The sequence below is a fragment of the Rhodanobacter soli genome (genome assembly GCF_039523495.1).
GTDB lineage: Bacteria > Pseudomonadota > Gammaproteobacteria > Xanthomonadales > Rhodanobacteraceae > Rhodanobacter > Rhodanobacter soli.
On record NZ_BAAAFK010000001.1, the window covers coordinates 393,688 to 416,406 of the forward strand.

Annotated in this window: 20 protein-coding genes; 7 read left to right on the forward strand and 13 right to left on the reverse strand. The window is 67.6% G+C overall.

Annotation, left to right across the window (positions count from 1 at the left end; translation table 11 throughout):
* Nucleotides 1–56 precede the first annotated feature (56 nt).
* The 11 genes from ilvC to ABD024_RS01715 form a co-directional block, all read right to left on the reverse strand.
* Nucleotides 57–1,073, reverse strand: a complete 1,017-nt coding sequence (gene ilvC, locus ABD024_RS01665; protein WP_343848975.1) for a ketol-acid reductoisomerase — start codon at nucleotides 1,071–1,073, stop codon at nucleotides 57–59.
* Entirely contained in the window at nucleotides 1,070–2,776 is a 1,707-nt protein-coding gene (gene ilvD / locus ABD024_RS01670) for a dihydroxy-acid dehydratase (RefSeq protein WP_343848977.1), read from the reverse strand. Before ilvD ends, ilvC begins: the two co-directional genes overlap by 4 nt.
* Before the next feature lie 174 nt (nucleotides 2,777–2,950).
* Nucleotides 2,951–4,048, reverse strand: coding sequence for a 3-isopropylmalate dehydrogenase (gene leuB, locus ABD024_RS01675; protein ID WP_343848978.1), 1,098 nt, complete (start codon nucleotides 4,046–4,048; stop codon nucleotides 2,951–2,953).
* Nucleotides 4,045–4,626, reverse strand: coding sequence for a 3-isopropylmalate dehydratase small subunit (leuD, locus tag ABD024_RS01680; protein WP_343848979.1), 582 nt, complete (start codon nucleotides 4,624–4,626; stop codon nucleotides 4,045–4,047). Before leuD ends, leuB begins: the two co-directional genes overlap by 4 nt.
* Entirely contained in the window at nucleotides 4,623–6,038 is a 1,416-nt protein-coding gene (leuC, locus tag ABD024_RS01685; RefSeq protein WP_343848980.1) for a 3-isopropylmalate dehydratase large subunit, read from the reverse strand. The genes leuD and leuC overlap by 4 nt, the downstream gene beginning before the upstream one ends.
* Nucleotides 6,035–7,051 (reverse strand): branched-chain amino acid transaminase, encoded by a 1,017-nt coding sequence (locus ABD024_RS01690; protein ID WP_343848981.1) that lies wholly within the window; start codon nucleotides 7,049–7,051, stop codon nucleotides 6,035–6,037. The genes leuC and ABD024_RS01690 overlap by 4 nt, the downstream gene beginning before the upstream one ends.
* Nucleotides 7,048–8,643 (reverse strand): 2-isopropylmalate synthase, encoded by a 1,596-nt coding sequence (locus ABD024_RS01695; RefSeq protein WP_425543111.1) that lies wholly within the window; start codon nucleotides 8,641–8,643, stop codon nucleotides 7,048–7,050. The genes ABD024_RS01690 and ABD024_RS01695 overlap by 4 nt, the downstream gene beginning before the upstream one ends.
* Nucleotides 8,644–8,755: 112 nt before the next feature.
* Nucleotides 8,756–8,893, reverse strand: a complete 138-nt coding sequence (locus ABD024_RS01700; protein WP_343848985.1) for a hypothetical protein — start codon at nucleotides 8,891–8,893, stop codon at nucleotides 8,756–8,758.
* 121 nt (nucleotides 8,894–9,014) lie between these two features.
* Nucleotides 9,015–10,331 carry a threonine synthase gene (gene thrC / locus ABD024_RS01705; protein ID WP_343848987.1) on the reverse strand — a complete coding sequence of 439 codons (1,317 nt, stop codon included), beginning with the start codon at nucleotides 10,329–10,331 and terminating at the stop codon, nucleotides 9,015–9,017.
* Entirely contained in the window at nucleotides 10,328–11,320 is a 993-nt protein-coding gene (locus ABD024_RS01710; protein WP_425543112.1) for a homoserine kinase, read from the reverse strand. Before ABD024_RS01710 ends, thrC begins: the two co-directional genes overlap by 4 nt.
* The gene (locus ABD024_RS01715; protein WP_343848989.1) at nucleotides 11,317–12,462 is read right to left on the reverse strand and encodes a homoserine dehydrogenase family protein; all 1,146 of its coding nucleotides are present in this window, start codon (nucleotides 12,460–12,462) and stop codon (nucleotides 11,317–11,319) included. The genes ABD024_RS01710 and ABD024_RS01715 overlap by 4 nt, the downstream gene beginning before the upstream one ends.
* A 412-nt stretch (nucleotides 12,463–12,874) precedes the next feature.
* On the opposite strand from ABD024_RS01715, the gene ABD024_RS01720 reads away from it, so the two are divergent.
* From ABD024_RS01720 to ABD024_RS01750, 7 genes are all read left to right on the forward strand, one after another.
* Complete coding sequence (locus tag ABD024_RS01720; RefSeq protein WP_343848990.1) at nucleotides 12,875–13,639, forward strand: c-type cytochrome; 765 nt, start codon at nucleotides 12,875–12,877, stop codon at nucleotides 13,637–13,639.
* A complete protein-coding gene (locus tag ABD024_RS01725) occupies nucleotides 13,636–14,922 on the forward strand; it encodes a c-type cytochrome (RefSeq protein WP_343848991.1) in 1,287 nt (428 codons plus the stop codon). Before ABD024_RS01720 ends, ABD024_RS01725 begins: the two co-directional genes overlap by 4 nt.
* A gap of 266 nt (nucleotides 14,923–15,188) precedes the next feature.
* Nucleotides 15,189–16,433: a sugar phosphate isomerase/epimerase family protein gene (locus tag ABD024_RS01730; RefSeq protein WP_343848992.1), complete on the forward strand. Its 1,245-nt coding sequence runs from the start codon at nucleotides 15,189–15,191 to the stop codon at nucleotides 16,431–16,433.
* A gap of 31 nt (nucleotides 16,434–16,464) precedes the next feature.
* Nucleotides 16,465–16,947 (forward strand): S-ribosylhomocysteine lyase, encoded by a 483-nt coding sequence (locus ABD024_RS01735; protein ID WP_343848993.1) that lies wholly within the window; start codon nucleotides 16,465–16,467, stop codon nucleotides 16,945–16,947.
* Nucleotides 16,944–18,095 (forward strand): sedoheptulose 7-phosphate cyclase, encoded by a 1,152-nt coding sequence (locus ABD024_RS01740; RefSeq protein ID WP_343848995.1) that lies wholly within the window; start codon nucleotides 16,944–16,946, stop codon nucleotides 18,093–18,095. The genes ABD024_RS01735 and ABD024_RS01740 overlap by 4 nt, the downstream gene beginning before the upstream one ends.
* A complete protein-coding gene (gene ubiG, locus ABD024_RS01745; RefSeq protein ID WP_343848997.1) occupies nucleotides 18,073–18,783 on the forward strand; it encodes a bifunctional 2-polyprenyl-6-hydroxyphenol methylase/3-demethylubiquinol 3-O-methyltransferase UbiG in 711 nt (236 codons plus the stop codon). The genes ABD024_RS01740 and ubiG overlap by 23 nt, the downstream gene beginning before the upstream one ends.
* A gap of 5 nt (nucleotides 18,784–18,788) precedes the next feature.
* Nucleotides 18,789–19,682, forward strand: a complete 894-nt coding sequence (locus tag ABD024_RS01750; protein ID WP_343848998.1) for a UbiA prenyltransferase family protein — start codon at nucleotides 18,789–18,791, stop codon at nucleotides 19,680–19,682.
* An 812-nt stretch (nucleotides 19,683–20,494) separates the two neighbouring features.
* On the opposite strand, the gene ABD024_RS01755 is transcribed toward ABD024_RS01750, so the two are convergent.
* Together ABD024_RS01755 and ABD024_RS01760 are read right to left on the reverse strand one after the other, a co-directional pair.
* Nucleotides 20,495–21,439 (reverse strand): hypothetical protein, encoded by a 945-nt coding sequence (locus tag ABD024_RS01755; RefSeq protein ID WP_343849000.1) that lies wholly within the window; start codon nucleotides 21,437–21,439, stop codon nucleotides 20,495–20,497.
* A gap of 88 nt (nucleotides 21,440–21,527) precedes the next feature.
* Nucleotides 21,528–22,040 (reverse strand): hypothetical protein, encoded by a 513-nt coding sequence (locus tag ABD024_RS01760; protein WP_343849002.1) that lies wholly within the window; start codon nucleotides 22,038–22,040, stop codon nucleotides 21,528–21,530.
* Between the last annotated feature and the right edge of the window lie 679 nt (nucleotides 22,041–22,719).

Sequence of the window (22,719 nt, forward strand, 5' to 3'; positions counted from 1 at the left end):
GGGAGACCAAACATCCTCTCCTCCGCAGCGCGGGGGAGAGGCCTCAAGCGTGGCGTTCAGCCAACCTTCTTGAGCGACGGAGCGGCAGGTGCCGCCGCGGCGGTGGTCGGCTGCAGCCATGGCATCCGCGCACGCAGCTTCGCGCCGACCACCTCGATCGGATGCTCGAGATCGGCCTGCTTCAGGCGCTTGTAGTTCGGCAGGCCGGCCTGGTACTCGGCGATCCAGTTGCGCGCGAAGGTGCCGTCCTGGATGTCGGTGAGCACTTCCTTCATGCGCGCCTTGGTGCCGGCATCGACAATGCGCGGGCCGCTGACGTAGTCGCCGTACTGCGCCGTCTCGGAGACGAACTGCAGCATCTTGGCCAGGCCGCCCTCGTAGAACAGGTCGACGATCAGCTTCAGCTCGTGCATCACCTCGTAGTAGGCGATCTCGGGCTGGTAGCCGGCTTCGACCAGGGTCTCGAAGCCCTTGAGCACCAGCTCGCTGGCGCCGCCGCACAGCACCGCCTGCTCGCCGAACAGGTCGGTTTCGGTCTCTTCCTTGAAGTCGGTCTGGATGATCATGGCGCGGCCGCCGCCGATGCCGTCGGCATAGCCCTTGGTCTTCGCCTCGGCCTGGCCGCTGACGTCCTGGTGCACGGCCCAGATGCACGGCACGCCGCGGCCGCGCTCGTACTCGCTGCGCACCAGCGCGCCGGGGCCCTTCGGCGCGACCAGGATCACGTCGATGTCGGCACGCGGTGCGATCTGCCCGAAGTGCACGTTGAAGCCGTGCGCGAACAAGAGCGCCGCGCCAGGCTTGAGGTTCGGTTCGATCGCTTCCCGGTACAGCGTCGGCTGCACCATGTCCGGTGTCAGCACGGCGACCAGGTCGGCGCCCTTGACCGCCTCGGCCGGCTCGACGACCTCGAAGCCGTCGGCTTTCGCCTTGTGCCAGGTCGGCCCGTTGGGGCGCAGGCCGACCACGACGTCGAGGCCGGAGTCGCGCAGGTTCAGCGCATGGGCGCGGCCCTGGCTGCCGTAGCCGAGCACGGCGATGCGAGATGAGGCGAGGGTGTTGGTACTGCTCATGCGGTGACTCCCTGGTTGGATTCGGTATGGATGTGCTTGGGTGTGGAGACGGTGGTGTCGGGATGTGTGGTGGCGCCGTCGGAAGCGGAGCCGACCAGCAAGGCGTACTTGGCCAGCGCGCCGCGGCTGACCTTCGGTGCGGGCGGTTGCCAGCCGGCGCGGCGTGCGGCGAGGTCGGCGTCGGTGGCGATCTCGCGGCGGGCGGCGTCGATCACGATGCGGTCGCCTTCGTGCAGCAGCGCGATCGGCCCGCCGCGTGCGGCTTCCGGCGCGATGTGGCCGACCATGAAGCCGTGGGTGGCACCGCTGAAGCGGCCATCGGTGATCAGCGCCACGTCGTCGCCCAGGCCGCGGCCGATCAGCGCGGCGGTGACGCCGAGCATCTCGCGCATGCCGGGGCCGCCGGCCGGGCCTTCGTTGCGGATCACGATGACGTCGCCCTTGGCGATGGCGCCGGCCTGCACCGCGGCGAACGCCTGCTCCTCGCCTTCGTACACGCGGGCGCGGCCTTCGAAATGGGTGGCGCCCTTGCCGGCAAGTTTCAGGATGCAGCCTTCCGGCGCGAGGTTGCCGTACAGGATCGAGTAGCCACCGCGCGGCTTCAGCGGTTGCGTGACCGGATGCACCACGTCCTGCGCTTCGGCGCGCGGCGCGGCGGTGACTTCGGCGAACAGCGAACGGCCGGTGACGGTGGGCGTGTCCTCCAGCATGCCGGCGGCGATCAGCTCCTGCGCCACCCGCGCGCTGCCGCCGGCGCCGAACAGTTCCACTGCGGTGTAGCGGCCGCCAGGCAGCAGGTCGGCGATCACCGGCGTGTGCGCCGAGGCCGGTTCGAAATCCTCCAGCGACCATTCGACGCCGGCTTCGCGCGCGATCGCCAGCAGGTGCAGCACCGCATTGGTGGAACCGGCGGTGGCGGCGACCATGCGCGCGGCGTTGCGCATCGACGTGCGCGTGATCAGCTCGCGCGGGGTGCGGTTCTCGCGCAGGCATGCCATCACCAGCTCGCCGCAGCGGAATGCGGCCGCGCCCTTGGCCGGATGGGTGGCGGGAATGTCGTTGTAGCCCAGCGGCGACAGGCCCAGCGTGGAGAGCACCATCGCCATCGTGTTCGCGGTGAACTGGCCGCCGCAGGCGCCGGCGCCAGGACAGGCGTCGCGTTCCACCGCGGTCAGCTCCTCGTCGCTGATCTTGCCCGCGCCGTGCGCGCCGACCGCCTCGAACACCTGCTGGATGGTGATCGGATGGTTGTCGTGGGTGCCGTGCGCGATGCTGCCGCCGTACATCGCCACGCCGGGGATGTTCAGCCGTGCCAGCGCCATCGCGGCGGCCGGGATGGTCTTGTCGCAGCCGCACAGCACCACCATCGCGTCGAGGCAGTGGCCGTCCACCGCCAGCTCGATCGAGTCGGTGATCACCTCGCGGCTGATCAGCGAGGAGCGCATGCCCGGCGTGCCCATCGCGATGCCGTCGGTGACCGCGATGGTGTTGAACTCCACCGGCGTGCCGCCGGCGGCGCGGATGCCGGCGGCGGCCTCGACGGCCAGCTCGCGCAGGTTGAGGTTGCATGGGCTCACGTTGGACCAGGTGTGCACCACCGCGACCAGCGGCCTTGCGATCGCCTCGTCGTCGAGGCCGGTGGCGCGCAGCATGGCGCGGGCGGGAGCGCGGTCGGGGCCGCTCTTGATCAGATCACTGCGCATGACGGTTCCGCTGGGTGAAGAAAGAAAAGCGCCCCCTGCGTGCCAGGGAGGTTGGCGAGGCGGACGAGGTCTGGCGGCAACTGAGCACACGCAGTCCGTCCGGTGCCGAAAGCACGCAGGGGGCGGCAGAAAATGCGGACACGTCCGTGTGCCCGCCGGGGAAACCTGGCTGCATCAGCCGCATGCGCGCGCTCCGCAGAAGAACGCGGCGGCGCTGTCGGCGTGGCTCTCGATCGCCGCGAGCACGGCATCGCATACCTCATCGGTGCCGGCGTGGCCGCCGATATCGCGGCTGTGCGGGCCGTGGCGCAGCACCTGCTCGACCGCCGATTCGATCGCCACGGCCTCGACCTCCAGGCCCAGCGAGTGGCGCAGCAGCAGCGCGGCGGAAAGGATCGCGCCGACCGGGTTGGCCACGCCTTGTCCGGCGATGTCCGGTGCGGAGCCGTGGATCGGTTCGTACAGGCCGCGGCGACCGTCGCCCAGCGAGGCCGACGGCAGCAGGCCGAGCGAGCCGGCCAGCGCGGCGGCCTCGTCGGTGAGGATGTCGCCGAACAGGTTCTCGGTGACCACCACGTCGTAGCGGTTCGGCTGAGTCAGCAGCAGCATCGCCATCGAGTCGACCAGCTGGTGCTCGACGGTCACGTCGGGGTAATCGGCGGCGATGCGCTGCACCGTGCTGCGCCACAGCCGCGAGGTCTCCAGCACGTTGGCCTTGTCGACCGAGGTGACATGGCGGCGGCGGTCGCGCCCCAGATCAAACGCGCGGCGCACCACGCGCTCGATCTCGGCCACGGTGTATTTGCACTCGTCGGTGGCGGCGTCTTCGCTGCGTGTCTTCACGCCGAAGTAGGCGCCGCCGGTGAGTTCGCGCACGAACAGCACGTCGACGTGCTTCAGCTTGTCGTTCTTCAATGGCGACAAATCGGCCAGCGCCGGATGCACCTGCAGCGGGCGCAGGTTCGCGTACACGCCGAGTGCGGCGCGCAGCGCCAGCAGGCCCTGCTCGGGCCGCACCGGCGCGTTCGGATCGGACCACTTCGGGCCACCGACGGCGCCCAGCAGCACCGCGTCGGCGCGCTGGCATGCGGCCAGCGATTCAGTCGGCAGTGGTGCGCCGGTGGCGTCGATCGCGGCGCCACCGATCAACTGTTCGTCGAAGGTGAACACGTGCTCGCAGCGGGCAGCGATGGTCTTCAGTACGGCGACCGCGGCAGCGGTGACTTCGGGGCCGACGCCGTCGCCGGGCAGGGTGACGATATGGGCTTTCATGCAGCCTCCTGGGCTTGCTCGTATTCGGTGATGGCATCGCTGTGTTGCAGCAGGTAGCCGAGCTGGTCGACGCCGTTGAGCAGGCAGTGCCGCGCGAACGGTTCCAGAGCGAACGGGATGCGGCTGCCGTCGGGCAGCGCAATGAACTGCTCGTGCACGTCGATCGCCAGTTCGACGCCGGGATGCTCGAGCAGCCAGCGGTGCTCCTGTTCGCCGATGCCGATCGCGAGCAGGCCGTTCTTCAGCGCGTTGCCGCGGAAGATGTCCGCGATCTCGCTGCACAGCACCGCGCGGATGCCGTAATCGAGCAAGGCCCACGGCGCATGCTCGCGCGAGGAGCCGCAGCCGAAGTTGCGCCCGGCGACCAGGATCGCGCAGCCGCGCGCTTCCGGCCGGTTCAGCGGAAAGGCCGGGTTGTCGCTGCCGTCGGCCTGGTAGCGCCAGTCGTGGAAGCACAGCTGGCCCAGCCCCTCGCGCGTGGTGGTGGTGAGGAAGCGCGCCGGGATGATGCGGTCGGTGTCGATGTTCTCGTCGGCCAGCACGGCGGTGCGGGAGTGGAGACGGGCGATCGGTTTCATGCGACTTGCTCCTGCGTCGTGTACTCGCGCGGATCGGCGATGCGCCCGGCGATCGCCGACGCGGCCGCGGTGGCCGGGCTGGCCAGCACGGTGCGCGCGCCCTTGCCCTGGCGGCCTTCGAAGTTGCGGTTGGACGTACTCACCACCAGCTGGCCCGGCTGCGCCAGGTCGCCGTTCATCGCGATGCACATCGAGCAGCCGGGTACGCGCCACTCGGCGCCGGCAGCGGTGAACACGTCATGCAGGCCTTCGCGTTCGGCGTCGCGGCGCACCGCTTCTGAGCCGGGCACGACCAGCATGCGCACGCCGTCGGCCACGCGCCGGCCATGCAGCACGCGGGCGGCTTCGCGCAAGTCGGACAGGCGCGAGTTGGTGCAGCTGCCGATGAACACCACGTCGACCGGCGTGCCCAGCATCGGCTGACCGGCCTTGCTCTGCATGTAGTCGAGCGCGCGACGCTCCTGCGCATTGGTCGCCGCCGGCACCGGCGCGTCCAGCGCGATCGCCATGCCCGGATGGGTGCCGTAGGTGACGGTCGGCTTCACGGCGCCGGCGTCGATGCGCACCTCGTGGTTGTAATGCGCACCGTCATCGCTGCGCAAGGCGCGCCACTTCGCCACCGCTGCGTCCCACGCCGCGCCCTGCGGCACGCGTGGGCGACCCTTCAGCCAGGCGAAGGTGGTCTCGTCCGGCGCGATCAGCCCGGCGCGCGCGCCGGCTTCGATCGACATGTTGCAGACGGTCATGCGTTCGTCCATCGACAGCGCCTCGATCGCCGCGCCGCGATACTCCAATACGTAACCGGTGCCGCCATCGACGCCGATTGTGCCGATGATGTGCAGGATCAGGTCCTTCGCACCCACGCCCGGCGGCAGCTGGCCGTCGACGTGGATCGCCATGGTTTTCGGCTTGCGCTGCAGCAGGCATTGCGTGGCCATCACGTGGCCCACCTCGGTGGTGCCGATGCCGAACGCCAAGGCTCCAAAGGCACCATGCGTGGAGGTGTGGCTGTCGCCGCAGACGATGGTCATGCCCGGCTGGGTCGCGCCCAGCTCGGGGCCGATCACGTGCACGATGCCGCGGTCGGCGCTGTCCCAGCCGTGCAGCTCGACGCCGAATTCGCGGCAGTTGGTTTCCAGCTGTGCGACCTGCGCCTGTGCTTCGGCGTTCGCATACGGACGGCTGCCGTCGGCATTCGTGGGCAGGGTCGGCGTGGAATGATCCAGCGTGGCCAGCATGCGGTCGGGCCGACGCAGGGTCAGTCCGCGCTCGCGCAGTTCGCTGAACGCCTGCGGCGAGGTGACCTCGTGCACCAGGTGCAGGTCGACGTAGATCACCGCCGGCGTGTCGGCGGTTTCGGCGACGACAACGTGGGCGTTCCAGACTTTCTCGAAAAGCGTCTTTGCCGTCATGCCGAGACTCCCATCGCAGCGGGCTGTTGATGAGGAGTCCGGCCATGGATGGCTGGTTCTTGATCTTCGCGGTCAGGGACGACCGCATTAACCCCGACCGCATCAACCAAACTCAACCAGCCCCAGCGATCCTCGGTGCGACCGTCGAACAGGCCGAAGAACGCCTGCTGCAAAGCCTTCGTAATCGGCCCCGGTGCGCCCGCGCCGATGGCCTTGCGGTCGACCGAGCGCACCGGGGTGATCTCGGCGGCGGTGCCGGTCATGAACACTTCGTCGGCGGAATACAGCGCCTCGCGCGGCAGGTCGCGCTCTTCCACCGCGATGCCGAGATCGGCCGCCAGGGTGAGTACCGCGTCGCGCGTGATGCCGGCCAGGATGCCGGCGCTGGACGGCGGGGTGAGCAGCTTGCCGCGCTTCACCAGAAACAGATTCTCGCCGGCACCTTCGCTGAGCAGGCCGTTGTGGCCCAGCGCGATGCCCTCGTCGTAGCCGTTGCGGCGTGCCTCCAGTCCGATCAGCTGGCTGGACAGGTAATTGCCGCCGGCCTTGGCCCAGCTGGGGATGGTGTTCGGCGCGGGGCGGTTCCACGACGACACGCACACGTCGGCGCCGCGCTCGGCCGCCTCGCCCAGGTACGCGCCCCAGTTCAGCGCGATGATCGCCACTTCCACCGGCGCGTCCTCTTTCGCCAGCACGCCCAGCCCGCCGGCACCGCGGAACACGATCGGTCGCACGTAGGCCGAAGGCATCCGGTTCGCGCGGATCAGCTCGAGGCAGGCGGCGTTGATCTCGTCCTCGCTGTAGCCGACCTCGATCTCGTAGACGCGCGCCGACTCGAACAGCCGGCGGGTGTGCTCGGCCAGGCGAAAGTAGGCCGGGCCGCGCGGCGTGGCGTACACGCGCTCGCCCTCGAACACCGACGAGCCGTAATGCAGCGCGTGCGCGCTGACGTGGGTGGTGGCCTCGGCCCACGGCTTGATCTGGCCGTTGTGCCACAGAAACGGCGTGCTCATGCGATGGCTCCTTTGGCGTAGGTGGCGGCCGCGGTTGACGTGCGGGCGATCCGGTTGACGATGGCCAGCACGGCCAGCGCGGTGGCTTCGACGATGTCGGTGCTGGCGCCGCGGCCGCGCCAGTCGCGCTCGGCGTGGCGCGCGCTCAGCTGCGCTTGGCCCTGGGCGTCGCCGCCTTCGCCGATCGCGTCGATCTGGAAGCGGGTGAGTTCCAGCGGCGTGCCGGTGGCGCGTTTGATCGCGCGCAGCACCGCGTCGACCGGGCCATCGCCGATCGCTGCTTCGCCGATCTCGCGGCCATCATCGTGGGCCAGCTTCACCGAGGCCGACGCACTGCCGCCCAGGTGCGAGCTGGTGTGCAGTTGCACCAGGTGCCATGGGCCGGCGGCGTACGGATCGTGGCCGAGCGCCAGCGCGTTCAGGTCCTCGTCGTGCAGCTCGCGGCCGTGATCGGCCAGCGTCTTGAAGCGGATGAAGATGTCGTCCAGCGCGGCATCGTCCGGCGTGTGGCCCAGCGCCTGCAGACGCTGGCGCAGCGCGGCGCGGCCGGAGTGCTTGCCCATCACCAGGGTGGTCGCGGCGATGCCGACGTCCTGCGGGAGCATGATCTCGTAGGTGCCGCGATGCTTGAGCATGCCGTGCTGGTGGATGCCCGATTCGTGGGCGAATGCGTTGGCACCCACGATCGCCTTGTTGCGCGGTACTGCCTGGCCGGTCAGCTCGGTCAGCAGGCGCGAGCTGGGGTACAGCTGGCGGGTGTCGATGCGCGTGTCGACGCCGAAGTGCGGCGCACGCACCTTCAGCGCCATTACCACTTCCTCCAGCGCGGCGTTGCCGGCGCGCTCGCCGATGCCGTTAATGGTGCACTCCACCTGGCGCGCGCCGGCGCTGACCGCGGCCAGGCTGTTGGCCACTGCCATGCCGAGATCATCGTGGCAGTGGCAGGAGAAGATCACCTTGTCCGCACCGCGCACGTGCTGACGCAGGTAGCGGAACAGTTCGACGATCTCGCCCGGCGTGGTGTAGCCCACCGTGTCCGGCGCGTTGAGCGTGCTGGCGCCGGCGTCGACCGCGGCGCTGAAGACTTCGGCGAGGAATTCGGGTTCGGTGCGCAGCGCATCCTCGGCGGAAAATTCGACCTCGTCGCAGAAGCCGCGGGCGCGTTCGATCGCCCGCACCGCGGTGTCCAGCACCTGCGCCTTGCTCATGCCCAGCTTGTGCTCGCGATGCAGCGGGCTGGTCGACAGGAACAGGTGGATGCGCGAATGGCGCGCCGTCTTGAGCGCACGCGCCGCACTGTCGACGTCGCCGTCCTGGCAGCGCGCCAGCGCACACACCGTGGTGCTTTTCAGCGCGCCGGCGATTTCCGCAACTGCAGCAAAATCGTCGGGCGACGCCTGCGGAAAACCCGCTTCGAGGATGTCCACGCCGAGCGCTTCGAGCTGCTGCGCCATGCGCAGTTTCGCGCGCCGGTCCATCGAGAAACCGGGTGCCTGCTCGCCGTCGCGCAAGGTGGTATCGAAGATCCGCACGCGTTCGGCGACTACGTCGTCGTCGCTGGCGGGGGCATGGTGCTGGTCGGGGTTTTTCATCATGGCTCCGCTGTGGGCGGCGCCGAAGGCACAAAAAAACCCCGCATCCCTTACCGGGGTGCGGGGTCCTTTGGGTATTTTCAGGTTGTTCTAGCTACCTGGATACATGCCCTCAGCCCGCACCTCCGTTGGTAATAAGGAGTACGAGTACAAGGGTAATAAGGAGCGTGCCGCCGAGCCGCAGCAGGCCGTCGACCGTCGCGAGACGGTTCATTTCGGCGATGCGGCAATGGCTGCTGCGCTGCGACATGGAATCGACCTTAGGGTACTTCGCACGGCGGCGTCAACAGTTTCATCTGAAATCAGTCGATCGATTCGTTTTGGACGTCCAGATGTCCAGACGATTTTGCCGAACAAGGCGGTGGAGTGCTTCACGAGAGCATCAGCCAGTCCCGCAGGGCCGTGTCGCTGGCGGCCAGCGGCTCGGCGCGGGTGTTGCGCGCCAACATCGCGGCCAGGGCGGCGGGAACCTCGACCGGATGGCCGACCAACGGCTCCACCACGCTCTCGAACTTGGCCGGATGGGCGGTGGCGACCACCGCCCATGGCGCGGCGTCGCCGTCCGCCCGTAGCCGGTCGAGCAGGTGCATCGCGGTGGCGGTGTGCGGGCAGAACACTTCGCCGTGCGCACGTGCGTGATCGGCAAGGGTGCGGCGGATGGTGGCGTCGTCAACGCTTTGCGCGCGCAGCAGGCGACGCAGGCGGGCTTCGTCGGGGAACGTCCAGCGCAACCGCTCGAAGTTGCTGGGCGCACCCACGTCCATCGCGTTGGCCAGGGTGGCGATCGCTTCGCGCGGCGCGTACGCGGTGCCGGCGAAATAGTCGGGCAGGGTGGCGTTGGCGTTGCAGGCCAACCGTACCTCGCCGACCGGCAGGCCCAGCTCGCGCACCCACAGGCAGGCCAGCGCGTTGCCCAGGTTGCCGGTGGGCACGACGAAATTCAGCGGCGTGCCGTGTTCGCGCCACCAGCCCAGCGCGGCGTGCGCGTAGTAGCTCATCTGCGGCAGCAGCCGGCCCAGGCTGATGCTGTTGGCCGAGGACAGCGGCCGCTGCGCCTGCAATGACGTATCGTTGAGCGCGGCTTTCACCATGCGCTGGCAGTCGTCGAAGCGGCCGGCCACGCGCAGCGCGCGGACGTTGTCGCCGAAGCAGCCGAGCTGGTGCGCCTGCCGCGGCGAGACCAGGCCGTCCGGATACAGGATCACCACATTCACGTTCGGCTGGCGATGGAACGCGGCGGCCACCGCGGCGCCGGTGTCGCCCGAGGTGGCGACCAGGATGGTCAGCGGCCGCGCGTCGCCACGCGGCAAGCGGCGCAGGCGGGCGGCGAGGAAGCGCGCACCGAAATCCTTGAACGCCGAGGTGGGGCCGTGGAACAGCTCCAGCATCAGCGTATTCGGATGGGCGGGCAATGGACGCAGCGGTGCGTCGAAGGTGAACGCGTCGACGCAGATCGCGGGCAATTCATTGGCCAGCGCATCACCGGCGAAGAACGGGGCCAGCAAGGTGGCCGCGGTGTCGGCCAGCGAGCCGTGTGGATCGAACGCGGCGGGATCGAGCGTGGGCAGCGCCTCGGGCACGTACAGTCCACCGTCCGGTGCCAGCCCGGCGGCGATCGCCTGGCTGATCGGTACGGCCGGAGCAGCGCCGCGGGTGCTGTGATAGTGCAAGGGATCGGCGGCGCTCATGCGGCAGCCTCGAGCGAATCGATCAGCGCGGCCGCGGGCCCATTGATCGGCGATACCCATGCGTCGCTATCCAGCCCGGCCTCCGCGAACGCCGCTTGCATCGCCACGCTCGCCGCTTCGGCATCGCTGCGGTTGTCGTACCAGCCGAACACGCTGGGGCCCGCGCCGGAGATGCTGGCGCCGAGTGCGTGGTGATCGAGCGCCGCCTGTTTCACCTTGGCGAAGTTCGGGATCAGCGGCGCGCGGCGCGGTTCCACCAGCACATCCTTCAGGCCTTCGCGCACCAGCGCGGCGTCGCCGCGGTAGCAGCCGGCCAGCACCAGCGCGAGGTTGGCACTCTGCGCCACGAATTCGCCCAGCGCATAGTGGCCGGCCAACGCCGCGCGCGCCTTGCGTGTCTCCAGCACCACGTGCGGATGCACCAGCGCGCAGTGCCACGCGGCCGGCACGTCGATGCGCAGCAGCCGTTCATGGGTGGCCAGCACCAGGCCGCCGAGCAGCATCGAGCCGAGGTTGTCGCCATGGCGGCTGCCGCTGGCCACCGCCTCGCCGTCCAACGCGAAACCGTATAGCGCCTCGCGCGGCAGCGGCTGCGCCAGCAGCGCGTTGGCGGCGACCAGTGCGGCCACGCACGAGGCAGCCGAGCCGCCCATGCCCGAGCCGAGCGCGATGCCCTTGTGCAAGGTCAATTCAAAACCGTGCTGCAGGCCGAGTGCCTTGCGCAGCGAGAGCAGCGCGGTGCCGGCGGTGTTTTGGCGTGGGTCGGTGGGCAGCTCGGTGACGCAGCCGCGGATTGCCGCGATGCGCACCACCGTCTCGTCGATGCGGCGCACCTCGGCGCGGTCGCCGGCACCGACCAGGCTGTGGCCGAGCAGGTCGAAGCCGACGCCGACGTTGCCGACGCTGGCGGGCGCGAAGGCGCAGGCGACTTGGGGATGTTTGGCAGGGCGCGGTGCGGCCATGACGGGTTCCAGGAGTGGGATGTTCATGCGCGTGCCTCCAGCGACTCGGCGATGCGCAGCAGGTCGGTGAAGACGCCGGCGGCGGTCACTTCGGAACCGGCGCCGGGGCCTTGCACGATAAGCGGATTATCGCAGTAGCGGCGGGTGCTGAACTGCACGATGTTGTCGGTGAGCCGGGTGTGTGCGAACGCGTGGGTGGCCGGCAGCACCTGCAGTCGCACGCTGGCGCGGCCGTGCCGGTCGAGCTGCGCGACATGACGCAGCACGCCGCCGGCGGCGCGCGCCTCGGCCAGTTTCGCCGCCATCGGCGCGTCGAGCGCATCGAGTTGCTGCATGAAGCCGTCGCGCGACAGCGCGGCCAGCGCGGGCGGCACCAGGCCTTCCAGGTCGACGTCTTCCAGCGACAGCAGCCAGCCCGCCTCGCGCGCCAGGATCACCAGCTTGCGCGCGACGTCGAGGCCGGACAGGTCGTCGCGCGGATCCGGTTCGGTATAGCCCAGCGCATGCGCCTCGCGCACCAGCGCGGAAAACGGCTGCCGACCGTCGTGGCGATTGCACAGCCAGGCCAGCGTGCCGGAGAACATGCCGTCGACCGCGAGCAGTTCGTCGCCGGTGTCGAGCAGGTCGCGCAAGGTCTGCACCACCGGCAGGCCGGCGCACACGGTGGCCTCGTAGCGGAAGCGCGCGCCGCTGGCACAGGCCGCGCGGATCGCCCGCCAGCGCGGCAACGGCCCGCTGCCGGCGAGCTTGTTTGGCGTCACCACGTGCAGGCCGGCGGCGAGCCAGCGTGGGTAGTGCGCGGCCACCTCGTCGTTCGCGCTGCAGTCGATCAGCAGCGCGTGGCGGCCGTCGTCACCGCGCACGTGTTCGGCGAACGCGTCCAGATCATTCGGTCGCCAGATCTGCGCGCCGCCGTGGCGACCGTTGAGTTCGGTGTCGTCGCAGTCCAGCCACATGCGCTTGCTGGCCACCACGCCGCAGAGTTTCAGTTCCAGCCCGCTGTCGCGCGCCAGCCGCGGTTGCGCGGCGCGCAGCTGGTCCAGCAGGGCACTGCCGACGCGGCCGGGGCCGATCACGCCGACTGCCAGCACGCGTTGCCGCCGCAGGGTCGGCGCGGCGAAGCCGCATGACGGCGGCAGATCGGCAAGTTGGGGCGCACAGATGTTCACGATGACCTCCTGGTGAGGCCCGTGCTCGCTGGCGGATCGGCTTGTGCTTGGGGAGTGCACCGGCCCGCCTTGGTCGAGGGCGGGGCCGTTGCGTAGTGAAGAACCTAGTCGCGCACGGACACCCACCCCGACCGAGTGGTAATCGTGGTCGTGGTCGTGGTGGTGGCGAAGGAACGGTTGATGACGCTGGCCGGCAACGGCGCACACCCGGCGGAAGCCGGGGCGAAGTGCGTGCGTGCTGGCGTGGAAAGCGGCGACATGCGTTCGACCTTAGAGGGAATGTTGCACTGCGGTCAACAGATTCATTTGCAACTTTTTCGGCAGGCGGGCGCGGATCGTCGCGCTGCGGCAGGTTGTCGCGATACGCCATCTGTCGCCGGTCGATGCGGTTCGGTCGGCCTACAATTCGCGGATGATCAGGTTGGATTCATTGCGCCAGTGGCTGCGCGGGCAGGTGCCGCGCGTGGCCATCGCGCTGTTTGCCTTCGGTGCGTGCGGCACGGCGGTCGCCCAGACCGGCACGGCGCCGCCGGTACCCGACACCATGCAGCAGCGCGTGATCGCATGCACCAGCTGCCACGGCGTGCACGGCGAGGGTTCGCCGGACAGCGTGGTGATTCCGCGCCTGGCCGGCAAGCCGGCGGGCTACCTGATCCAGCAGCTCGAGTATTTCCAGACCGGCCAGCGCCGGCACGCGCCGATGGAATACGTGGTGCGCCAGTTGAGCCCGGCGTACCTGCGCGACATCGCCGAGTACTTCGCGAAGCAGGATGTGCCCTACCGGAAACTGCCGGTGCCGGCGGTGTCCGTGGAGACCCTGCGGCGCGGCGAACAATTGGTGATGCGCGGCGATTCGACCCGCGGCGTGCCGTCGTGCGTCAGCTGCCACGGCGGCAAGCTCACCGGTGTGGAGCCGATGATGCCGGGCCTGATGGGCCTGTCGTACGGCTACCTCAGCAACCAATTGGTGTCATGGCGCACGCGTCAGCGCGCGGCCGAAGGGCCCTACTGCATGGGCGTGGTCGCCAATCGCATGCGCGAATCGGACATCACCGCCGTGTCCGCGTGGCTGGCCAGCCACGAGCCGCCGGCCGACATGCATCCGGAACCGGCCAGTGCGCAGACCGAACCGTTGCCGGGCTGGTGCGTGATGGGCAAGAGCGGAGCAGGTCAATGAAGTGGTGGCGACGTGGAGGATGGGTGCTGGCGTTGCTGGTGATCGTGGTGCTGGGCTGGCGCTACTTCGGCCGCGCTGGCCAGCAGGCGTCGTCGCCGGCGCAGCGCGAGGCGGATGCCGCCGCACTGCACGATCCGGCGTTGATCGCCCGCGGCGAATACCTGGCCACAGTCGGCGACTGCGCTGCCTGCCACACCGCGCGGGACGGCCAGCGCTACGCCGGCGGCCGTTCGCTGGGCACGCCGTTCGGCGACGTGCCGGCGCCGAACATCACGCCCGATCCGGAAACCGGCATCGGCGCATGGAGCTTCGACGATTTCTGGCGCGCGCTGCATGAAGGCAAGGGTCGCCAGGGCGAGCTGTTGTATCCGGTGTTCTCGTACACCTCGTTCACCAAGGTGACCCGCGACGACGCGCTGGCGATCTTCGCCTACCTGAAGTCGCTGCCGCCGGTGCATCGGCCGGATACCGAACTGGGACTGGACTTTCCTTACAACGTGCGCAGCAGCCTGGTCGCTTGGCGCGCGCTGTACTTCAAGCCGGGCGAGTACCAGCCCGATCCGGCGCAGTCCGCACAGTGGAACCGCGGCGCCTACCTGGTGCAGGGCCTGGGCCATTGCAACGAATGCCATACCACGCGCGACTCGCTCGGTGGCATCGCGCAGGACCGCCACCTCACCGGCGGCCAGATCCCGCAACTGGACTGGTACGCGCCCGACCTCAGCACCCAGCCCGGCGGTGGCCTCGACGGCTGGAGCGCGCAGGACATCGTCGACCTGCTGAAGACCGGCCAATCCGCGAAGGGCTCGGCGTTCGGACCGATGGCCGACGTGGTGCGCCTGAGCACCCAACACATGACCGACGCCGACGTGCAGGCGGTGGCGGACTATCTGCAATCACTGCCGCCGCGCGCGCAGCCTGCGCCGGCACCGTTCAAGCGGGCGGCCAGCCACGAGCAGGGCGGCAAGCTCTACGCACAGCGCTGCGCCGACTGCCATGGTGCGGACGGTCGCGGCGTGGCGGGCGTCTACCCGCCGCTCGACGGCAACACCTCGGTCACCGAACCGACCGGTATCAACGCGATCCGCAGCGTGCTGCTTGGCGGCTTCGCCCCGACCACCACCGGCAACCCGAAGCCCTACTCGATGCCGCCGTTCGCGCAGCAGCTGAACGACGCCGACGTGGCCGCAGTGGTCGGCTACATCCGCCAGTCGTGGTCGAACCAGGCCGGCGCGGTGCAACCTGCGGACGTCGGCAGCTACCGGCATACGCCGGTCGACTGACGCCGGACCCCGGCCGCGCAAGCGCCTTGCCGCGGTCCGCCGCGGCGGCGATCCGCGACACGCGCTGCGGCATCCATACGCAGGCGGCAGCGGGCGCGGATTGACGTGGGTCATGGCGAGCGTGTCGCCGCGCCCGCACGCTGCGCGGATACCAACTCGACGTCGGTCGCCGGTCTGGCGCAACCGATGCCGTGTCTGCTGCAGCCGCAGGGATCGGGCCAACGGCGCACTCGAGTTCCATACCGCTGCTCACCACGGTTCCGGGCATGATCCAGCTCAGCTACAGCACCTTCGGCCTCACCAACCTGCCGTTCCTGGAGGCCATCGACGCCGTGGCCCGGGCCGGCTACGCCGGCATCGAGCTGTCCTTCCACCGCGAGCAGTTCAACCCGTTCGATCTCGGCGAGGCCGACCTCGACGCCGTGCGCAGGCGCCTGGAGGCGGCACGCATCTTGCCGGCCTGCGTGGCCACCGCCTCGCACTTCTTCACCCCATCGCGGCCGCACGAGCCGTCGCTGATGTCACTCGACGTGGCCGGGCGCAAGCGCCGCATCGACCTCGTCAAGCGCGGCATCCGCGTGGCGCGCCGGCTGGGCGTCAGGCTGGTCACTTGCGGAAGCGGCTTCCTGCGCGAGGAACACGTGCGCCAGGCGCAGCTTGATCCGGGCGAGCTGCTGGCGGACAGCATCCGCGAATGCCTGCGCGAGATCCGCGACGACGAGGACATCACGCTGTTGATCGAGCCCGAGCCGGGCATGTACATCGAGACGCTGGAGCAGGGGCTGGCGCTGATTCGCGCGGTCGGCTCGCCCCGCTTCGCGCTGCACATCGACATCTGCCACGCCTACTGCTCGGAACCGGACTACATCGGCGCGCTGGCGCAGGCGGCGCCGTTCGCCCGTTACCTGCACATCTCCGATGCGCGCGAGGGCCGCAACCTGCGCATCGTGCCGGACGATGCCGTGCCGGGCTCTCTCGACCTGGAGGCCGCCAGCACGCTGGTCTACTTTCCCGACACCGCAGACTACCTGCTGCTGGATCGCCGGCATCCGTTGTACTTCGGCGACCGCGCGCCCGACCCGGCGCGGCGCCGGCGTATCGACGCCCTGCTGGCGCAGGCCGGCATCGATCGGCCGGCGGGCCTGGTCGATTACGGCAGCCTGTACGCCGGCGCCTCGCCGCTGGACGACGAGATCTTCACCTACCTGATCTCGATACCCGGCCTGAGCTTCGACGTGCTCGAGCGGGCGCGGCCGATCGTCGCCCACTTGCGCGGCGTGCGCGGTCCCGCGCTGTTCGAGCGCATGGTCGCCAACACGCGCACCGGCATCGTGCATTTCCACGAGATTCCCGGCGAAGGCACGCTGGACCTGGCCGCCAGTTTCCGTGCGCTGAACGAGCACGGCTTCGACGGCTTCGGTTCGGTCGAGCTCTACCACCACGTCGAGGGCTGGCAGCAGGCCCTGGACGACAGCTACCGCCACCTGGCCGCGATCGCGCAGCCGGCGTGAGCGCGCCCGGCCGTTCCACCGAGCAATCACCATGATCGACTTCGAGGCACTGGGCTGGCGCAGCGACACCGTCGGCGAACTGGACCATCGCGTGCTGAAGGCGCCCAGCGTCAAGTTGCGCGGCGCCCACGTGGGAGCCGCGGGCGACATCGTCTACACCGTCGACCTGCGCCTGCGCCGACCGAACGCCGACGCCTGCCTGTCGGGCACCGAGCTGCATTCGATCGAGCACTTCCTGCTCGAAGGCTACGGCCGCCTGCTGCCGCAGCATTTCGTCGGCGTCGGCGTGATGGGCTGCCAGACCGGTTTCTATCTCACCCTGCTCGGCGAAGGGCGGCGCGCCGTCATCGAAGATGCGCTCGCGGCCATCCTCGAAGGCGTGCTCGTGGCCGACGCCGTGCCGTATGCGCGCGTCGACCAGTGCGGCCACTGGCGCCACCACGACCTGGCCCGCGCGCAGGCCGTCGCGCGCGAAGTGCTGGCGCGGCGTGCGGCGTGGCGGGACGTCGCATGAGCGCCGCGCCGGGCATGCGCTGGCAGGTCAGCGCCACGCGCCGGATCGAGTACGACCTGCTCAACGTGGCGGACGTGTTCGATCCGCGCAGCGATGCGCTGCTGTCGATGGGGCGCGTGCGGGACGGGCGCCGCTTCGTGGTGGTCGACGCCTGCGTGCACGCGCATCACGGCGCACGCATCCGCGCCTACTTCGCGCATCACCGCGTCGACGCCCGCATCATCACCCTGCCGGGCGGCGAGGACGGCAAGACGCTGGAGGCCTGGCTCTCGGTGCTGCGCGAGCTGGACGGCTTTCCCATCCATCGCCGCGACGAGCCGGTCATCGCCATCGGCGGCGGCGTGCTGACCGACGTGGTCGGCTACGCGGCGGCCAGCTACCGCCGCGGCGTGCCGCACATCAAGGTGCCGACCACGCTGATGGGTTACGTCGACGCGGCGGTGGGGATCAAGACCGGGATCAATTTCAACGATCGCAAGAATCGCCTGGGCAACTTCGAGCCGCCGCGCCGGGTGCTGCTCGATCGCAGCCTGCTGCGCACCTTGCCGCCGCGCCACCAGCGCAACGGCGTGTGCGAGATCGTCAAGCTGGCGGTGATCCGCGACGCCGCGTTGTTCCGCCTGCTGGAGCAGCACGGCGCGGCCTCGCTGGCAGCGGCGTTCCAGGACGCGCACGGCGGCGACATCCTCGACCGTGCCATCGGCGGCATGCTCGAAGAGCTGGCGCCGAACCTGCACGAGGAAGAGTTGGCGCGCAAGGTCGACTTCGGCCACACCTTCAGCTACGGCCTGGAAACCCGCCACGGGGACGACCTGCTGCACGGCGAGGCGGTGCTGCTGGACATCCTGGTGTCGACCGCGATCGCGCAGCGGCGCGGCCTGCTCGGCGCGGCCGCGGCCGCGCGGATCTTCGCCGTGGTCGAGCGCCTGGATCTCGCTCCCGACCTCGGCCTGCTCGACGCCGAACTCATGTGGCAATCGCTGCTCGATCGCGTCGAACACCGCAACGGCCTGCAGCGCGTGCCGCTGCCCGCGGCGATCGGCGAGTGCGTGTTCGTCAACGACATCGCGCGCGCGGAAATCGAAGCCTCCATCCTCACCTTGCACGAGCGGACCACGACCAGCCATGACCGAATCGCCGAATGTTGACGCCGCGGAAATCGCCCACTTCAACCGCATCGCCCAGCTGTGGTGGGACCCGCACGGCAAGATGGGGCAGCTGCATGCGATCAACGAGCTGCGCCTGCGCTTCATCACCGATCGCATCGGCGTGCCCGCGCCGCGCATCGTCGACGTGGGCTGCGGCGGCGGCATCCTGGCCGAGGCGTTGGCGCGGACCGGCGCGCGGGTGACCGGCATCGACCTGTCGCAGCTGTCGCTGGACATCGCCCGCCAGCATGCCGAACGCGGCGGCCTGCCCATCGACTACCGCTACCTCGACGCGGAAACCCTCGCGCGCGAGGAAGCCGGCAGCTTCGACGCCGTCACCTGCATGGAAATGCTCGAGCACGTGCCGCAACCGGAACGGGTCATCGCCGCCTGCGCCGCCTTGCTCAAGCCGGGCGGCGTGGCGTTCTTCTCCACCATCAACCGCACGTTCAAGGCGTTCGCCTTCGCCATCGTGGCCGGCGAATACCTCCTCGGCCTGCTGCCGCGCGGCACCCACAGCTACCGCAAGCTGATCCGGCCGACCGAGATGCGCGCGTGGGCCGCCGCCGCGGGGCTCGAATTCAAGGCGGTGGACAGCCTCATGTACAACCCGTTCACGCGGCGGTTCCGGGTCGCGCCGAATCGCGAAGACATCAACTACATGGCCTGCTTCGCCAGGAAAGGCTGACCCCCATGCGGCGTTTTCTCGCCTTGTCGCGTTCCCTCCACGGCGTGCTCGACATCGCCATGCCCGGCTTCGTCGCGCTGCTGTGGCTGGGGCATTTTCCCTCGTGGCCCGTGCTGGCGTTGTGCCTGGCGACCGCGCTGGCCGGCTATACGGCCATCTACGCGCTGAACGACCTGATCGGCGTGAAGGACGACAAGGAAAAGGTCGCCGGCGGGATCACCCCGGGCTACGCGGTGGAGGCGTCCGCCATGCGCTACCCGCTGGCGCAGAACCTGATCAGCATGAAGGGCGCGCTGGCGTGGTTCGGCTGCTGGTTCGCGCTGGCCGTGCTCGGCACCTGGCTGCTGAATCCGATGATCCTGCTCATCGTGTTCGCTGCGGCGGCACTGGAAGTGCTCTACGTCAAGCTGCTGAAGGTCACCTGGTGGCGCACCGTGATCAGCGGCCTGGTCAAGTCGGCCGGCCCGGTCGCCGCCGTGTTCGCGGTGATTCCCGCGCCGTCCTGGTCGTGGCTGCTGGGGCTGCTGGCGTGGCTGATGCTGTGGGAAATCGGCGGACAGAACATCCCGGCCGACTGGAACGACATCGAGGAAGACCGCCGCATCGGCGCGCGCACCATTCCGCTGGTGTTCGGTCTGCGCACCGCCAGCGTGCTGGTGGCGATCAGCCTGAGCCTGACCGTGCTGGCCAGCACGCTGCTGCCGCGCCTGTCGCCGCTGGCGGGCGGCTGGCCGTTCCAACTCGCCATCCTCGCCGCCGGCGCCGGCCTGCTGCTGCCGCCGGCGATCGGACTCGTACGCACGCTGGACGGCCGCCAGGCCGCGCGCCTGTTCGACCGCGCCAGCCTGTACCCGTTGGCGCTGCTGGCGATCGTCACGGTGTTCGTGCTGATCCGTTGAGGTGCCGATGGCGCTGCGGCGGGTTCAGGGCGACAGGTTGTGGTCGAGCAAGACCGACGCCTCGGTCGATCGAATGACGGCGATGAACCGTCCAGCCGAGCGTGCGGCATTTATGGGGAACGGATTGGGCGCGCTCTTGATGCCAAGGTGTCGCCAGGGGCAAGGGCTTTCGTCCTTCTGCGGGGCCGAGGTGCTTCTCTTTTGCTTGTCCACGTGCACGCAGGATGCGTGCGCGAACAGCGAAGCTGGCCCGAAGGGCGAAGGGCAGGATGCCTGGAGTAAAAGAGAAGTGCCCAAGAGAAAACGCCCTCCGCTTGGCGCTTGTCGTCCATCGGGCAACCGCTCCTGCGTTGCCTCAACTCGTGCGTCCATGCCCTCGCCATGGGCGGCAAGTCCGTGAGTCGAGGCCGGGCTTTTCGACCGGACTCGGGCAACCGCTTCTGCGTTGCCTCAACTCCGGCATCCATGCCGATGCCCGCTACGCGGCCCGTCGACCCCGACTCACCGCCGCGCAAGAGACCCTGGGTAAAGCCGCGGGCAATTTCGGCCCACACTCGGTGCGCGACTGCTGCGCGGTTGCGAGAACGGAAGAGTCGAGATACCAAACGTTCAATTTAGGAGTGTGGCTTGGTGCTGCTAAGACGGTCGGCTATCGGCCAACAGCGGTCGCAGGGTCATCGCAAATCCATGCCGCAAAGCGGCCGTTCAAAATCGCTGAGCATCGCCGAACGGCGCATTTCACGGTTGGCGTTAACGCTGGAATTAAGCGGCGGCGCATCCGTCCGCCTTGAACGAATTGTTAGGCTTCTCGCCTAGGATGTGAGCTGCCCAATATCTATTTTCTTTGAGCTTAGCAGACTCCGTGCGCGACCCAAGGGATCCCCAAGCAGCTCGTACACAAGAAGATCAGCGTACAAGCATTCCATGTAGTCAGTGAGGTCCGTAGAAATACGTTTACGGATTCCGTTATGGACAATCTGAGATCGAAGCCCAAAAATCCGGCCTACGCCAAACTCGGCCGAAGCCGATTCTCTAGTGATGTTGTAGACCGCGGCGAGTGCGCTATTCAGATCAGCGATGTTTGTGGAAGTCATTGCCAATGTCTCAAGCGCAATCCACAAGCTTAGAAAGCTATCGAGCCCATCGCTCTGAATTCCCTTGAGGTGCCAATGGAGCGATAGGGTAATTTTCTGCTTTTGGTTTGGGCTCCGCTTTTCAATCTCGCCATGACATTTTGGGAAGCGGCCGAGTGCTTCTTGGGTTAGGTCTGGAGCCGGAAGGTCAAATGGAAGCCGAATTAAGCTTCCAGCTGCTACCATTGAGCTGTTGCCACGTCCAACTATGTGAGTGAACAGTCGACGACAGGCAATGTTTCTATAATTTGTAGAAACGAGGAGCGATACATACTCTGTAGAGCGATCTGCTAGCTCTCCTACCTCGTCAGGCCGATCGCTGCGATGCGGTTGGATAGTTATAAGCTTTGGCGAGAACTCTGAAGTGGATATCCGGTGCTCGGCTGACATTTCAACTTGACGTTCTTTGCCGAATTTGATCTTGACCCCGGCCATTTCTAAGTAGTCAAGTTTTGCCGTTTTGATTAGAACAACAATTTCATCAAAGCGAAATATCTTTCGGGGGATCACTGCCGGTACCAGGGCGAGCTCATAGGCCTCAACATACAATGAATCATTGTGACCTGAACTAAACCAGTGCGGGTTGGCTAAAGTCGTTGGGTCGAACGATCCCGAATTTTGCATTGAGAATGCCTAACGCTTGAGGTAACCGGCGCAAAGGCCGCGTAGCGGGATTTGCGTCCGATTGACTGAACTGTTAGCTGCCAGCGCTTTATTGCGAACAGCCATCCGAAAGAAAACCTAACTTCTCTCTTTGCTCGGCCGAAAGTGAACGATAGGAACCCAGGTACAAGAACTTCGAGTTCGCAATCCACGGGCAACCATATGCACCATCGGGCTCGATACCGTACCAGTAGTTAACAGTTAACCATGAAACGCTCTCGTGCCAACTGTACCCGATGCTCGGGACGCTATCCTTGCAGTTCCACTGTAGAAGATCTCCTTTGGCAAGCCAGGCCCGCTGGTCAGATTTGTGCATTAGCAAAAGATCTTCGTTTACGGCGAACGAAATCTTCAAGGCGGTGATGAAATGCTTCTGTGGTAGTAAAGAAACTATGTCTTCTGGTACCACAACGCCCGCATCAACAAGCCTACAGCCGAAGCTTTTGACAAAGTATTTGAAAAGATTGCACTGCTCGTCAGGGAAGCCGGACCCGTAAACATCACCGAAGTCGATAAGCCGCCGTTTAAGAACGTCTGCTTCGTTTTCAAGCACCCAGGACACAAACCGATCGTAGGCAATATCCCACGACTGTGAACGCCGATTGTTGCATGCCGCGCAGATAGAAGGTTTGTACTTGAGCCCAGCTGCTTTCGGGCCGCGAACATTCTCTTGCCGCTTGCTTGTCACGTGCACAGGCGCGCTTGGGCCAGAGTACGGACCACGTCCGTATACCCGAACCAAATCGGATTTCTTGATCCGATGTTCCGAGGAGTTCGCGACGGCGCCGCAAATCCAGCATACGTTGTTGGTTGACTGCGCCAAATTCCACCTCTGGCAGCTAACGCTTCAGTAGTGCCTTGATTCGGCAATATGCACTGGATGTTCCGCTTCCATGTGCCCCCTTCTCCCGCCCTAATCCTACACGAGATCAATTCTTTACCCGATGTTCCCGGAGTCGGCATCGACGCTTTGCTGCCACGCAAACCTTTTTATCCGGGGTGCTATGTTTATCCATCACAATCCGGGGGATATACGGGCCCTTCCGACTGCATCTGTTACTCACCTATTAGACGAAATTCGCCGGCAGTTACGCGTCAAAATGACAGTTTGCGCTCCGAGCAGATCGACATCGGATGGACGAGTGGTTCATCTTGGGCCAAAGCTAAGAGCCACGCGCGTGAGATGCATACGGTGGTTGTCCGGAGGGACGCACCTCACGCATTGGACCCACTCGCATTGC